Origin of the sequence: Cellulosimicrobium sp. CpK407 (assembly GCF_051844275.1) — a bacterium.
In the GTDB taxonomy this organism is placed as follows: Bacteria; Actinomycetota; Actinomycetes; order Actinomycetales; family Cellulomonadaceae; genus Cellulosimicrobium; species Cellulosimicrobium cellulans_G.
This window is the reverse complement of sequence record NZ_JBGNYC010000023.1, coordinates 53,960-66,190: the sequence shown is the minus strand read 5'-3', so window position 1 is coordinate 66,190 and position 12,231 is coordinate 53,960. Positions and strand designations below refer to the sequence as shown.

The window sequence follows — 12,231 nt, the reverse complement described above, 5'->3', positions numbered from 1 at the left end:
GACTGTCGAGGGTGTCGAGGAATCGCTTCCCGTTTGCCCTCCGGCGTTCCGGCGCGTCCCAGACATTAGTCCACGTTCGCGCCCGGCGTCCAACCGGCACCGTCGCGTGCGCGTCGGGCGCGTCCCCGGCACCCGTCGGGGTGCGCGCGCACGCTCGGTAGCGTGGTCCCGTGCCAGGACCAGGGAGAACGTCGTCGAGGCCAGGGCTCGCGCTCTTCGGGGACCGCGCCGCCCTGGGCGTGGTGGAGGTCGTCGACCTGTGGCGCGAGCCGGAGCGGCTCGCCGACGACGGGCCGTGGTTCGTCGTGGCGGACTTCGACGCGCCGGCCCGCGGGGGGCGGGCGCGCGCGTGGCGGTTCGCCGAGCGTGTCGACCCGGCCGCGCTCGCCCGGGAGGACGGGGACGCGTGGCGCGGACCCGCGCCGTCGGGCTGGACGAGCTCGATGGACCGGGCCGCGTACGAGGCCGCGGTCGCCCGCGTGCGCGACGAGGTCCACGAGGGCGAGGTCTACCAGGCCAACGTCTGTCGCGTGCTGTCGGCCCCGCTGGTCGGCCCGGACGGCGGCGAGCCGGACGCCGTGGCCCTCGGTCGCCGTCTCGCCCGCGGGAACCCGGCGCCGTACGGGGGTGTCCTGCACGTCCCGGCGAGCTCCGGCGTCGACCCGGCGTGGGTCGTGACGGCGTCGCCGGAGCTCTTCCTCCGCGTCGCGGGCGGGACGGTCACCTCCGGCCCCATCAAGGGCACCGCGCCCACCCCGGACGGGCTCACCGCCAAGGACCGCGCGGAGAACGTCATGATCACCGACCTCGTGCGCAACGACCTCCAGCGCGTGTGCGACCCGGGGACCGTCGAGGTCACGGACCTGCTCGCGGTGGAGGCGCACCCGGGTCTCGTGCACCTCGTGAGCACGGTCACCGGCCGCCTGCGTCCCGGGTTGCGCGGCGGCGCGTCGCTGTGGCCGGCGCTGCTCGACGCGACGTTCCCGCCCGCGTCCGTGTCCGGCGCCCCGAAGTCGTCCGCGCTCCGGATCATCGACGCGCTCGAGCCCGTCCCGCGCGGCCCGTACTGCGGCGCGATCGGCTGGGTCGACGGCGACGAGGCGGTGCTCGCCGTCGGGATCCGGACCTTCTGGTGGGCCGACGGCGTGCTCCGGTTCGGCACGGGGGCCGGGATCACGTGGGGGAGCGACCCGGCGCGCGAGTGGGAGGAGACCGAGCTCAAGGCGCGGCGCCTCGTCGGCCTCGCCTCCGGCACACTGGAGCCATGAGCCCCGCCGCCGCCACGACGCCGACGTCCGACCGCCCGTCCGAGAACCTCGTGATCTGGGCCGACGGACGTCTCGTCTGCCCGGGCGAGGAGGCGCTGAGCGCGGTGGACCACGGCCTGACGGTCGGGGACGGCGTGTTCGAGACGTGCGCGGTGTTCGACGGGCAGGCGTTCGCGCTCACGCGCCACCTGCGCCGGCTCGCGCGGTCCGCCGCGGGCCTCGGGCTCGACGCGCCGGACGAGCAGCGCGTGCTCGACGGCGTCGCGGCCGTCCTCGCCGAGGCTGGCGCCCGGACGCGCGCGGGGGCGGGCGACGTCGGCCGCCTGCGCATCACCGTGACCGCGGGTGTCGGCCCGCTCGGTTCCGGTCGGACGCCCGGCGCGCAGACCGTCGTCGTCGCCGCCGGACCCGCGACCCTCAGCCCCACCGGGCGCGCCGTGCGCTCGCCGTGGACGCGCAACGAGCGGTCGGCCGTCGCCGGGCTCAAGACGACGTCGTACGCCGAGAACGTCGTCGCGCTCGCCCACGCCGTCGCGCAGGGCGGCGACGAGGCGCTCCTCGCCAACACCGCGGGCGACCTGTGCGAGGGCACGGGGGCGAACGTGTTCGTCGAGCGCGGGGGCGAGCTCGTCACGCCGCTCCTGGCGTCGGGCTGCCTCGCCGGCATCACGCGCGAGCTGCTGCTGGAGTGGGCCGCGGAGGACGGGCTGCCCGTGCGCGAGGCGCGTCCCGGAGAGCTGCCGTTCGCGGTGCTCGACGAGGTGACCGCAGGAGAGGCCGCGCTGCTCCTCACCGGCTCGGTCCGCAACGTCCAGCCCGTGACCTGGATCGACGGTGTCGAGGTCGCGGCCGGGGAGCTGTCGCTCGCCGCGCGCGAGCTCTTCGAGCGGCGCCGTCGCGAGCGTCTCGACCCCTGATCCGGGCCGGTTTTTCGATCCGGTCCGTTTCAGGCTAGTATCGACCACGCACTCGGGCGATTGGCGCAGTGGTAGCGCGCTTCGTTCACACCGAAGAGGTCACTGGTTCGAACCCAGTATCGCCCACCCGTGAGTAAAGGCCCTCTGACCAGCGGAAACGCTGGTCAGAGGGCCTTCTTCGTGAGTGCTGTGGGAGCAGGCGCAGCGCTCTGACCTGTGGTGATGCCCGTCCCACAGATTCGGGTTTCAGTTCCAGTGTCCCCCAACGGCGTGACCTGCGGTGATGCTGTTCCACTGTGTCCCCGGAGGGTGGCCTCGACGGGCGACGGGAACTACGGGATCCGAGCCGACGATGCGGGCGCCGTTCCCCGGCTCCGCGCGGTGCGAGGCGATACCCGGGAGCCGGCGACCAGACGCCGCGGCATTCAAAGCGATCGAGGTCTGGATCGTGCCGATCGGTCGGGGTGAAGAACGCGGTGCAGCAGGGTTCCCAGTCGCTCCCGTGCGAGATCGCCCGGATTTCGTCGATCGACGCAGTATGGACGACATCATCCATCCTCGGTCGGCGCAGCGAGCGCTCGACAACACCCCCGCGCGACCGCAGAGGCTAAGTGTCGAAGGGCGCGGGGGTTCTCCTCCGTGCCCGTCGTAGCGGAGTGCTCGCCGTGGCGCGGTCTGGACTATCGCGTCCATGTTGAGGGTAGTATCAGAAGCAGTCCTGGTACGTCGCGGACTTCCGCGCGCGGGACGCCCCGACCGTCCGGCAGAGGGCGGCACCCTACGACCGGGAGGTGCCTGATGAAGGCGATCGTCGTGACGGACGAGTCCGCGGGAACAGCGGGCATGACTCTGGTCGAGCGGCCGGAACCCGAACCTGGCGGCAATGACGTCCTCGTCGAAGTCCATGCGTCCGGGTTCACGCCCGGCGAGCTGACCTGGCCCGGCACGTGGACCGACCACCAGGGCCGTGATCGCACCCCGTCGATCCCCGGCCATGAGGTCGCCGGCGTCGTCGCCGCTCTCGGATACGGCACCCGGGGCCTGTCGGTCGGTCAGCGCGTGTTCGGTCTGGCCGCGTGGGATCGGGACGGTACCCTCGCTGAGTCCGTCGCGGTGGAGGCTCGCAATCTCGCGCCTCTACCGGGTGACGTCGACTTCACGGTGGGTGCGAGCCTACCGATCTCGGGGCTGACCGCCTGGCAGGGCCTGTTCGTCCACGGGCGCTTCGAGACTGGGCAGACCGTCCTCGTGCACGGCGCAGCCGGCGGTGTGGGCGCCATTGCCACCCAGCTCGCGAAGGAAGCCGGCGCCTACGTGATCGGGACTGGACGTTCGGCCGACCGAGACGCGGCACTCGACTTCGGCGCACAGGAGTTCCTTGACCTCGAGCGTGACGCACTCGAGGACGCCGGTGGTGTGGATCTCGTGTTCGACGTGATCGGCGGCGACGTCGGCAAGCGCTCTGCAGGGATCGTCCGGGCCGGCGGGATGCTGGTGTCCATCGCCGGACCCCCGGAAGCGCACCCGAGCGAAGGACTGGCTGTGGACTTCGTCGTCGAGGCCGACCGCGTCCAGCTCGGCGAGATCATCGCCCGGGTCCGGGACGGACGCCTGCGCACCAACATCGCGACCATCGCGCGTCTGGACGACGCGGTCGCGGCGTTCAACCCGACCGAGCGCGTCAAGGGCAAGACCATCATCCGGGTCCGTCCCTGACAGCCCTGTCTGTTCGCTGAGCAGACGAGGGCGCCCATCGACCTCAGTCCGACCGAGGAGCACGGAGAACCGCCATGCCTGATCACCGATCGACGCCCGCGTACCACCCGACGACCACACACGCGGCCTGGGGTGCTGGGCATCCGCGTCTGCTGGTCGCGGGGGAGCAGGGCAGATTCGTGCACGAGCTGGACTGCGACGTCACACACGTCGGGTCGGCGGACGACTCAGACGTCCTGCTCCAGGGCGCCGACCCGCTGCACGCGAGGATCGTGCACGACACCGCAGACGAGTACGTCCTGGAGATGATCGGCCGAGGCGAGACGAGCTCCGGCCCGAACGAGGTCCTGCGCACCGGCGCACGATTCACCGCCGGGCCGTGGCGGCTCGTCTACACACGTGACGAGTTCGCCGACCACGGTCGCCCTTACGGCGGCCGCAGCGGGGGAGAGGGCGCCCACCAACGCCCTCAGCCGCCACGCCCGGACTACGCCAGCGAGCACCCTTCCGACTCGCTGACCCGGTGCGAGCTGAAGAAGCCTGACGAGACCAGCAGCGCCAACCAGATCGCGATCCGGCGTTCCGTCCTCGTCGACGCGACCGCGGACGCTGTCGATGCGCGTGGGTTCGAGTTTCGGGTCGTCAACGACCAGCACGCCGGGCTCTACGAGGCCATCGTCGACAACAGCTCGATCGGTGGTGTGACGTACAACCTGATCGGAGACGACCGGATCGTCCTCCTGGCGGTCTCGGTGTTCCCCGAGTTCCGCGGGCAGGGAATCGCTACGGGCCTGATCCACAGGGTTCTCGATGACGTGCGTGCGCAGGGACGGACCGTGACGAACTACTGCCCGGTCGTCGCCGCGTTCATCGACGAGCACCCGGCGTATGCCGACCTCATCAACCACGAGCACCCCGGCGCGTACGCCGCACGACGCCGTTCGTAGGCGACTTTGAGGCCGTTCTGAGGAAGAGAGCACTGCCATGACCACCACTGTGGAAGCCGAGGCCGTCAGCCGTGAGGAATCCAATGCCGCACTCATCGCCGAGATGGACAAGTACCGGAGCGACGTCGAGTCTGACTTCGTCCTCGACGTCATCAACGACACCGAGCGTGGACGGTGGATCGCAGCCCTCGGCGCGGACGCCATCGGGGAGCTGTCCTACCGCTTCGTGGGTGGTCGGGTCGTTCTCCTGACGACCTGGGTCAACCATGCCTACCGCAACCGGCACGTCGCGACTGAACTCATCGCGCGCGTCCTCGACGAGATCCGCGAGACGGGGAAGAAGATCACGATCATCTGCCCCGTCGTGGGAGAGTTCGTCGCCCGCCACCCGCAGTACGCCGACATGATCGACAAGGTCCACCCTGGCTCGGGTGCTTTCCCGCGGCCGGCATCTGAACCTCCGGGCAATGCCCGCCAGCTCGCCTCGTTCGAGCATGACATCGCCTGAACGGGGGTTGCTCCATGGACGCGGATTCCGAGACATGGCTGGACGCGCTACGCGAGACAGGCTCGCGGCGTGACGCTGCGCTCGCGCGGCTGCATCTCATGTTGTTGAAGGTGTGCACGAAGGAGGCCTATCGCCGCGCGCCGTTGGTGCGTCTGGCCGGGCCTGAGCTCGATGACGTCGCGCACCAGTCCGCAGACGACGCGCTGCTCGCCGTGCTGAACAAGCTTGACACCTTCCGCGGCGAGAGTCGGTTCACGACCTGGGTCTACCGGTTCGGGATCATCGAGGTTGCGAACAAGGTGTCACGACACCCGTCGAACAAACCGCAGGTGTCGCTCGAGGCCGAGGAGTGGGACCGGCTCCCGGCGAACTTCGGCGACGACCCGCATGCGAAGACCCAGCACGCGGACCTCGTCGCCGCCGTGCGCCGTGCCATCGACGAGTCTCTGACCGAGAGGCAGCGCCGCTTCTTCGTCGCCTCCGTCGTCAACGGTGTCTCCAACGATGTCCTCGCCTCGGAGACCGGCGCCAGCCTCGGGGCAATCTACAAGATCGTTTTCGACGCGCGCCGTAAGATCCGGACCCACCTCACCGCTAACGGGTATCTGGACGATGCAACCAGAACCACCCGAACGGCAGGCCGTACGGCGAAGGCGGAGAAGGCATGACCGAGTGGTGGCAGAAGTTCGAGGAGTTCCTCGACACTGACCCGCGCGACATCGGCTGCGACGAAGCCATGGGCATCATGCACGTCTACGTCGAGCTCCTCGCGGACGGCACGGACCCCGTGCAGCGGTACCCCGGAATGGCCGCGCACCTCGCCGCGTGTGGGCCTTGCGCCGAAGACGTCCGCGGACTCCTCGCCGCCGTACAGGATGTCGGCTGACGTGGTCGGTCCGTCGCGGAGCCGACGAACTCTCGAGAGCTCCGACCGGCGATCCGATCGGGTTCGTGGACGGTTCCGGTTCAGCGGTCAACATCGCTGAGTCGAGGGCCCGAGGGTGACGCAGCGGGCGCGGTCAGGCCTTCCTCGACAGATTCTCGATATGGTCCAGGGCCATCGTGATCGACGTACCCATGGGGGCGACGTCATGGGCGGTCTGGGCGAGCAGGTAACCGCCTTGAACGGCGCCCATCAACCCGGTCGCCAACTGCTCCGCTGATGCATCATCGGGCAGCGTGCCGTTGTCCTTGAGCCGCTGCAGGGCCGAGACGAGGAGCGCCTCCCACTGCCCGAACAAGCTGGCCAGCGCGAGACGGGCGACATCGTCATGATCCGCGACGTCAGAGGCCAGCGACCCCAAGGCGCATCCGTAGGCCCCGTGACGCAGGGCGTTGTTCTGCACGAGGGCGTCGCGCCAACGTTTCAAGCCCGCCATCGTCGAGACGCGACCCAGGGCGTCACGTTCACGCTGCATCACGCGCTCGCCGGTCAGCTCGATGACGGCGCGCACGAGCATGTCCTTGCCTGCGAAATGGTGATACAGCTGCGACTTGCTCACTCCGCTCGCGGCGACCACCTCGTCGAGGGTCGTCCTCCCGACGCCCTGCACGTACATGAGGTCGGCCGCAGCCGCGACGATCTTGGCACGCGTCTTCGCGCCACGCGCGGTCAGGCGTTTCGCAGTGGTCGCGGGCATAGAGGTCGTCACACCGCTATGGTACCGACGGTCCAGTTTGCTCCACGTGCGCGGAGGGAGTGTTCGCCGGAGGCACCAGCGGCGCGAGTGCCAGTTCGACCGAGGTTCGCAGTGGCTGGGAGCCGCGCGCAACCCGACTGAGGATGGTCCCTCCGTACAGTGCGGCGAGGACCGATACGGCCATCTGACGCACGTCGATCCCTAGGTGCTCCCGATGCTCGTTGGTGAGGACCCGGGCAAGCGCGGCGGCGATCAGATCACCCCAACTGGCGAGGAAGTCCGCTCGTTCTTGGGGATCTCCCGTCGGGCGCAGGACCCGCGCATACGCAGTCTCCGCGTTGGTCGCCAGATCCACGAGTGCCCGGCGCCACTGATCCAGGTCCGCGGAGTCCGCGACCGCGTCGAGCGCGGTGGCCTCCCGGACCAACACTTCTGCGAAGGATGCCTTCATCAGTTCTCCTGCGGTCGGGAGCCTTCGAATTGCTCCACCTCTCATAGTGGACGCGTTCGTCCATTCTACCGTGGCGCGGAGAGCGAAGCAGTCCGGAGGAGACTGATCCCGTCGCGGGTGACAGTTCGGTCGGCGGAACCGCCTCGAGACCGAGACCGATGGGAGTTCGATCAGCGCGCTCCATGTTCGAGCCGCGCGGTCTCCAACAACCTGAGCACGAGTTCCCTGACGTCGGGCATGTAGCGATGGCTCCCCACGACCCCGTGTTCGGCACGGGCGCCGGCTACGACCGAGGTACCCCGCGGCCGCCCCGCCATGGTGCGCGACGCCGTCGGACACCACGACCATCGTCGGATCCCCTGCGCGGAGCCAGTCGACCTGGCCGTCGTCGATCCAGTCACCGGTGAGGGAGTTGCGCAGCATCTCGACCTCGGCGAGCGACATCGCGAGGCGGGGCAGCGGTCGCCCGCGTACGGAAGCGGTATATCGATCACCGGTCCTCGTCGACGATGTGGATCGCCGCTTCCTCGGCGGAGGCCGCGCCACCGTCGATGCCGACGTCGCTGGCCCAGTAGTCCGCCTGCGGATCCAGGCTGGTCGTGTCGGCAAGGACGAGGCGCCCGGTACGCACGGATCCGACCTGGTCGTCCAGGAGCTCCCCGTCGGTATCCGACGCGTCGCCGAGCCCGTCGCCCAGGTCGACGTCGGAGACGTCGGGCAGCTCGCGGGCGAGGCGGGCGGCCAGCGGTTCGTGCCCGCGGGCTTCGCGCTCGGTCAGTCCCCACGAAAGGTTCCCGGACCGGTACTCGAGCGGCGAGTACCCTTCACGGTCCAAGAGCTCCTCGTCGAACTCGTCCGAATCCAGGGCTTCCTCTACGGACAGCAGCCCGGCCTCGTCCGCTGCGGTGTAGTCGATGGTGTCGTCGATGCCGGACATGAGCCAGCCTCCCTCTGTGTCGGTCTGGGGCGTTAGCGTCCTCGGCCCGAGCGGCCTTACCTGGCGCTGAGGAACGTGGTTCGAAAATGCTCGGATCTGATGAGCGGGCGTAAGACTCCAGATCGCACGGTCGCACATGAAGCAGGGGGAAACCGCGCGTCGTGGTCTCGCCAGGACGCGCGGGTGCAGGCGCTCAGAATCACCGCGGAGACGCTTCACCGGCGCACACGCTACCCAGGCAAGGAGTACCGACCATGAGCGATGCGAGCCAGCCCGTGACGTTAGCTGCAGAGGACGCATCGGAGGTACGAGCGCAGATGACAGCCGCGGGCACGTCACCGGCCGCGCGTGTGCTCGTGACCGAGGATCGGGACGCGAGGGTCTACGAGGCGACCCTGGACGGGGTCCCGGCGGGCGTCGTCTATTCGCGAACCGGTGGCCGCGTCACACTGCTCGCGACGTCGGTGTTCCCGCAGTTTCGTGGTCAGGGCATCGCGGCGGCCCTGCTGACCCGGGTGCTCGGCAGCATCCGTGAGCAGGGCGACACGATCACCGTCACCTGCCCCTTCACCGCACGGTTCTTGGAGTCGCACTCCGAGTTCGCCGACCTTATCGACTCCAGCCTGCCCGGTGTGCCTCGCCGCCGACACTGACCCCGACCCGAACTCTTCCCGAGCAATCCGCTCACCGAACACCCTGGGAGAACGTCATCATGAGCACCATCGAACTGACCGACGAGAACTTCGAGGACACGATCACGACCAACCCCATCGTGCTCGTCGACTTCTGGGCGACGTGGTGCGGCCCGTGCCGCCAGTTCGCACCGATCTTCGAGAAGTCGGCCGAGGACAACCCTGACGTCGTACACGGCAAGCTCGATACCGAAGCGGCCGTGAAGATCGCGACCATGGCGCGGATCACTGCGATCCCAACCCTGATGGCCTTCCGTGACGGGGTCGTCGTGTTCAACCAGGCCGGTGCGCTGCCCGCCGCTGCCCTGGCACAGGTCATCCAGCAGGTCCGCGACGTCGACATGGAAGACGTGCACACCCACATCGCCCAGTCGACACCCACCGCAGATCGGCCTGCCTCCGCGGAGCCGACCCCGGCTGAATCCGCATGAACGGCGCCGTGGCCACCTCGAGCGGCGACGACCGTGGCGGACCTGCCGACTCGTCGAGACAGCTCGGGGACGGCGTCGAGCTGAAGGCACTGGTTGCAGCGATCCCCGAGGGCTGGTCGCGGGCACGCATCGGCGAACACAGCTGGGGAGTGACCCGCACGACGCACGCCGACGGGAGGGCGATCTCCGTCGATGCCGAACGCCTCGGCGGCACGGAAGCGCTCGGCGCGAACGTGTGGATCACCTCCCACGGTGCGCTGATGCGCCCCTGCGAGATCCCAGCCGAGACGGTGTGGCAATTCCTGCGAGACCTCGCAAAGGCGGCGCCCGGACCGCTGCGGACGGGCAACTGAAGGCGCAAGGCGGGGCGCTACCACCTACCGATGACGATGGCCGGCCACAGGGGATGACGGCGGGCACGAGCCGGACGGGTTCGCCCGTCACCGCGGGGCCGCACTGCGCGTGGACGCCAGGAGCGTTGACACCCTCGGGTGCGAACACGAGCGTCGGGCATCACCCGCTGGAACTGTCCGGCGATCCATCGACCGGCGTCGCGCCCTGCGCGAGCTTCAGGCGGGTCCACACGTTCATGTTGATCACCACAGCGGCGATCTCCGCCACGGCGTGCTCGTCGAACAGGTCCGTCGCCTGGGCGTGCGCGGACGCGAAGGCAGGCTGGTCGAACACGGTCAGCGCCTCCGCATACGCCAGGGCGGCCGCTTCCTGTTCCGTGAACAGGGTGCTCTCCCTCCAGCTTGCCAGGTGCGCGACCTTCGCTGAACTCATGCCGACGTCGTGTGCGGCCCGAGAGTGCAGGATGAGGCAGTACGAGCACGGGTTCAGTTGCGCCACGCGCAGCCGTAGCAGCTGAGCCAAACGGGGATCGATCGACAGTGTCGCGGTAAAGCCGAAGTTCGCGGCCATGTCTTTCGCGATGTCGTGCAACCGGGTCTGGTCCGGGTCGAACCTGGTGTTGATGAAGTGCACGCCGTCCATGCCTTCTCCTTCGTCTTGTGAGCGTCCGCCGCCGGTGCGACGAGGTGCCGTCGCCCGACCGCGTCGCACAGCCCGATCCCGGTCGCGGTCCCGCCTCCCAGAGCGGTCATGTCGCACGGGAAGGCGGCCCATCGGGAGGTGTAGAGCCGGGGGAGACCGCGGGCCGACGGTCGCCGACGTGGGTGGTGACCCATCGCATGCCGCGCAGGTCCAGGAGGGTGCCTCCGGGGCGTTCCACGATGACGACGAGTACCGCCAGGCAGGCGCGGCAGCGAGCGACGAACCCCATCGGTGCGCCATAGACCAGGGCCTCGGCGAGGGTCGCGACGTCCCGGCACTCGGCGCACCGGCCGGTCGCGGTCGTCGTGTCGAACGCGAACAGGTCCGCCGCGACGCCTGCGAGGACATTGCCGTCGAGATGGGTCATCAGACACCTCCGAATCGTTCGGTGCGGGTCGAGTCCGGGTCGTGCCCCAGCCTGGTCAGGGTGCGGGCGACGGTCTCGACGAACCCGGTGGGACCGCACACGTAGATCAGCGGCTCGCGTTCTGGCGGCATGGTCTTGAGCCGCAGGTCATCGGCGGTGAGCCGCCTCGGACGGCCGGGCCAGTCATCCGGCGCCGCGCGGGTGTAGTGCCAGGTGGTGACCGCAGGCGCCGACGTGCCGGTCAGTTCCTCCCGGTACAGCGCGTCGTCTGGCGTCCGCGACGAGTACAGCAGCTGCATCGGCGCGGCGGAGCGGGCGTCCGCGTGGGCGCGGATCATCGCGACCAGGGGCACGACGCCGGATCCGCCCGCGATCAGCTGTACCGGACGGTCCTGGTCGGCGCGCCAGACGAACCAGCGGCCGAGCGGCCCGCGCAGCTCCGCCTCGTCGCCGATCTCCAGGTCGTCGACGAGGAACGGCGACACTTCCCCGTCGGGAAGCCGCTCCACGGCCAGCTCGACACCGAGTCCGGGACCGGAGCTGGCGAGGGAGTACGAACGGACGGCCTGGTAGCCGTCGGGCGCGGTCAGGCGGATGTCGACGTGCTGGCCGGGATCGTTGCCAGGCCATCCCGGCACCTCGAAGAGGAGGCTCCGCGCGGTCGCGCTCAGCATCCGGGCGCGGACGAGGCGTCCCTTTCGCCAGGCGAAGCCGCCGGTCACGAGTAGCGCTCCTCCCGCCACGGGTCGCCGTGGTTGTGGTAGCCGTACTGCTCCCAGAAGCCCGGGTCGTCGTCGTCCTGCATGACCAGGCCGCGCACCCACTTCGCGCTCTTCCAGAAGTACAGATGCGGGACGAGCAGCCGCGCCGGACCCCCGTGCTCGGGATCCAGGGGCTCCCCGTCGTACTCGTACGCGATCCACGCCTGCCCGTCCAGGACCTCCTCCAGCGGGAGGTTCGTCGTGTAGCCGCCGTAGGAGTGGGCCATCACGAAGTCGAAACTGGTCTCGACGTCCGCGAACAGGGTGTCCAGCGACACGCCCCGCCAGCTGGTGCCGAGCTTGGACCAGCTGGTGACGCAGTGGATGTCGGTGGTGATCTCCTCCGACGGGAGCGCGGTGAACTCCTCCCACGACCACCGCTGCGTGTTCCCGGTCTCGGGGTGGATGGAGAACGACCACGTGTCGGGGTCGATCGACGGTGTCGGCCCGGCCGAGAGTACCGGGAACGACTCGGTCAGGTGCTGGCCCGGCGGGAGCGCCGGGTCGTCGTTGCGGCGTCGTGCTCCGAATACGGCCATG

At 69.6% G+C, this 12,231-nt stretch carries 17 protein-coding genes and 1 tRNA gene; 11 read left to right on the top strand and 7 right to left on the bottom strand.

The annotated features are described in order from the left end of the window. Positions 1–170 precede the first annotated feature (170 nt). The 8 genes from ABWU78_RS11900 (at position 171) to ABWU78_RS11865 (ending at position 6,242) form a co-directional block, all read left to right on the top strand. Complete coding sequence (locus tag ABWU78_RS11900) at positions 171–1,268, top strand: anthranilate synthase component I family protein (protein WP_439158495.1); 1,098 nt, start codon at positions 171–173, stop codon at positions 1,266–1,268. After that, a complete protein-coding gene (locus ABWU78_RS11895; RefSeq protein ID WP_439158494.1) occupies positions 1,265–2,185 on the top strand; it encodes an aminotransferase class IV in 921 nt (306 codons plus the stop codon). The genes ABWU78_RS11900 and ABWU78_RS11895 overlap by 4 nt, the downstream gene beginning before the upstream one ends. A 54-nt stretch (positions 2,186–2,239) precedes the next feature. Continuing rightward, a tRNA-Val gene (locus ABWU78_RS11890) sits at positions 2,240–2,311 on the top strand. Positions 2,312–2,983: 672 nt separating this feature from the next. Then, positions 2,984–3,901, top strand: a complete 918-nt coding sequence (locus ABWU78_RS11885; protein ID WP_439158493.1) for an NADP-dependent oxidoreductase — start codon at positions 2,984–2,986, stop codon at positions 3,899–3,901. A 179-nt stretch (positions 3,902–4,080) separates the two neighbouring features. After that, positions 4,081–4,848 (top strand): GNAT family N-acetyltransferase, encoded by a 768-nt coding sequence (locus ABWU78_RS11880; protein WP_439158492.1) that lies wholly within the window; start codon positions 4,081–4,083, stop codon positions 4,846–4,848. A gap of 37 nt (positions 4,849–4,885) precedes the next feature. Beyond that, entirely contained in the window at positions 4,886–5,356 is a 471-nt protein-coding gene (locus tag ABWU78_RS11875; protein WP_439158491.1) for a GNAT family N-acetyltransferase, read from the top strand. Positions 5,357–5,370: 14 nt separating this feature from the next. Continuing rightward, complete coding sequence (locus ABWU78_RS11870; RefSeq protein WP_439158490.1) at positions 5,371–6,024, top strand: RNA polymerase sigma factor; 654 nt, start codon at positions 5,371–5,373, stop codon at positions 6,022–6,024. After that, a complete protein-coding gene (locus tag ABWU78_RS11865) occupies positions 6,021–6,242 on the top strand; it encodes a hypothetical protein (protein ID WP_439158489.1) in 222 nt (73 codons plus the stop codon). Before ABWU78_RS11870 ends, ABWU78_RS11865 begins: the two co-directional genes overlap by 4 nt. Positions 6,243–6,375: 133 nt before the next feature. Here ABWU78_RS11865 and ABWU78_RS11860 read toward each other — a convergent pair whose 3' ends face one another. From ABWU78_RS11860 to ABWU78_RS11850, 3 genes are all read right to left on the bottom strand, one after another. After that, positions 6,376–7,008 carry a TetR/AcrR family transcriptional regulator gene (locus ABWU78_RS11860; RefSeq protein WP_439158488.1) on the bottom strand — a complete coding sequence of 211 codons (633 nt, stop codon included), beginning with the start codon at positions 7,006–7,008 and terminating at the stop codon, positions 6,376–6,378. Positions 7,009–7,012: 4 nt separating this feature from the next. Beyond that, the gene (locus ABWU78_RS11855; RefSeq protein WP_439158487.1) at positions 7,013–7,447 is read right to left on the bottom strand and encodes a hypothetical protein; all 435 of its coding nucleotides are present in this window, start codon (positions 7,445–7,447) and stop codon (positions 7,013–7,015) included. Positions 7,448–7,937: 490 nt separating this feature from the next. Then, entirely contained in the window at positions 7,938–8,384 is a 447-nt protein-coding gene (locus tag ABWU78_RS11850) for a DUF5709 domain-containing protein (protein ID WP_439158486.1), read from the bottom strand. Positions 8,385–8,638: 254 nt separating this feature from the next. Between ABWU78_RS11850 and ABWU78_RS11845 the strand changes: the two genes are divergently transcribed. The 3 genes from ABWU78_RS11845 to ABWU78_RS11835 are packed head-to-tail and all read left to right on the top strand — an operon-like array spanning position 8,639 to position 9,860. Continuing rightward, the gene (locus tag ABWU78_RS11845) at positions 8,639–9,037 is read left to right on the top strand and encodes a GNAT family N-acetyltransferase (RefSeq protein ID WP_439158485.1); all 399 of its coding nucleotides are present in this window, start codon (positions 8,639–8,641) and stop codon (positions 9,035–9,037) included. A gap of 59 nt (positions 9,038–9,096) precedes the next feature. Continuing rightward, entirely contained in the window at positions 9,097–9,507 is a 411-nt protein-coding gene (gene trxA / locus ABWU78_RS11840) for a thioredoxin (protein ID WP_439158484.1), read from the top strand. A gap of 8 nt (positions 9,508–9,515) precedes the next feature. Beyond that, entirely contained in the window at positions 9,516–9,860 is a 345-nt protein-coding gene (locus ABWU78_RS11835; RefSeq protein ID WP_439158483.1) for a hypothetical protein, read from the top strand. Positions 9,861–10,020: 160 nt separating this feature from the next. On the opposite strand, the gene ABWU78_RS11830 is transcribed toward ABWU78_RS11835, so the two are convergent. The 4 genes from ABWU78_RS11830 to ABWU78_RS11815 form a co-directional block, all read right to left on the bottom strand. Next, entirely contained in the window at positions 10,021–10,503 is a 483-nt protein-coding gene (locus ABWU78_RS11830) for a carboxymuconolactone decarboxylase family protein (RefSeq protein ID WP_439158482.1), read from the bottom strand. 106 nt (positions 10,504–10,609) lie between these two features. Beyond that, complete coding sequence (locus ABWU78_RS11825; protein WP_439158481.1) at positions 10,610–10,930, bottom strand: DUF6510 family protein; 321 nt, start codon at positions 10,928–10,930, stop codon at positions 10,610–10,612. After that, positions 10,930–11,652, bottom strand: coding sequence for a ferredoxin reductase (locus ABWU78_RS11820; RefSeq protein ID WP_439158480.1), 723 nt, complete (start codon positions 11,650–11,652; stop codon positions 10,930–10,932). Before ABWU78_RS11820 ends, ABWU78_RS11825 begins: the two co-directional genes overlap by 1 nt. Then, positions 11,649–12,230: a sulfite oxidase-like oxidoreductase gene (locus tag ABWU78_RS11815; RefSeq protein WP_439158479.1), complete on the bottom strand. Its 582-nt coding sequence runs from the start codon at positions 12,228–12,230 to the stop codon at positions 11,649–11,651. Before ABWU78_RS11815 ends, ABWU78_RS11820 begins: the two co-directional genes overlap by 4 nt. Between the last annotated feature and the right edge of the window lies 1 nt (position 12,231).

Excerpts from the sequence above, each read along its gene's own strand:
- ABWU78_RS11885 (WP_439158493.1), top strand. The coding sequence starts at position 2,984 with ATGAAGGCGATCGTCGTGACGGACGAGTCCGCGGGAACAGCGGGCATG.
- ABWU78_RS11830 (WP_439158482.1), bottom strand. The coding sequence starts at position 10,503 with ATGGACGGCGTGCACTTCATCAACACCAGGTTCGACCCGGACCAGACC.
- ABWU78_RS11865 (WP_439158489.1), top strand. The coding sequence starts at position 6,021 with ATGACCGAGTGGTGGCAGAAGTTCGAGGAGTTCCTCGACACTGACCCG.
- ABWU78_RS11870 (WP_439158490.1), top strand. The coding sequence starts at position 5,371 with ATGGACGCGGATTCCGAGACATGGCTGGACGCGCTACGCGAGACAGGC.
- ABWU78_RS11850 (WP_439158486.1), bottom strand. The coding sequence starts at position 8,384 with ATGTCCGGCATCGACGACACCATCGACTACACCGCAGCGGACGAGGCC.
- trxA (WP_439158484.1), top strand. The coding sequence starts at position 9,097 with ATGAGCACCATCGAACTGACCGACGAGAACTTCGAGGACACGATCACG.
- ABWU78_RS11895 (WP_439158494.1), top strand. The coding sequence starts at position 1,265 with ATGAGCCCCGCCGCCGCCACGACGCCGACGTCCGACCGCCCGTCCGAG.
- ABWU78_RS11845 (WP_439158485.1), top strand. The coding sequence starts at position 8,639 with ATGAGCGATGCGAGCCAGCCCGTGACGTTAGCTGCAGAGGACGCATCG.
- ABWU78_RS11855 (WP_439158487.1), bottom strand. The coding sequence starts at position 7,447 with ATGAAGGCATCCTTCGCAGAAGTGTTGGTCCGGGAGGCCACCGCGCTC.
- ABWU78_RS11825 (WP_439158481.1), bottom strand. The coding sequence starts at position 10,930 with ATGACCCATCTCGACGGCAATGTCCTCGCAGGCGTCGCGGCGGACCTG.
- ABWU78_RS11875 (WP_439158491.1), top strand. The coding sequence starts at position 4,886 with ATGACCACCACTGTGGAAGCCGAGGCCGTCAGCCGTGAGGAATCCAAT.
- ABWU78_RS11815 (WP_439158479.1), bottom strand. The coding sequence starts at position 12,230 with ATGGCCGTATTCGGAGCACGACGCCGCAACGACGACCCGGCGCTCCCG.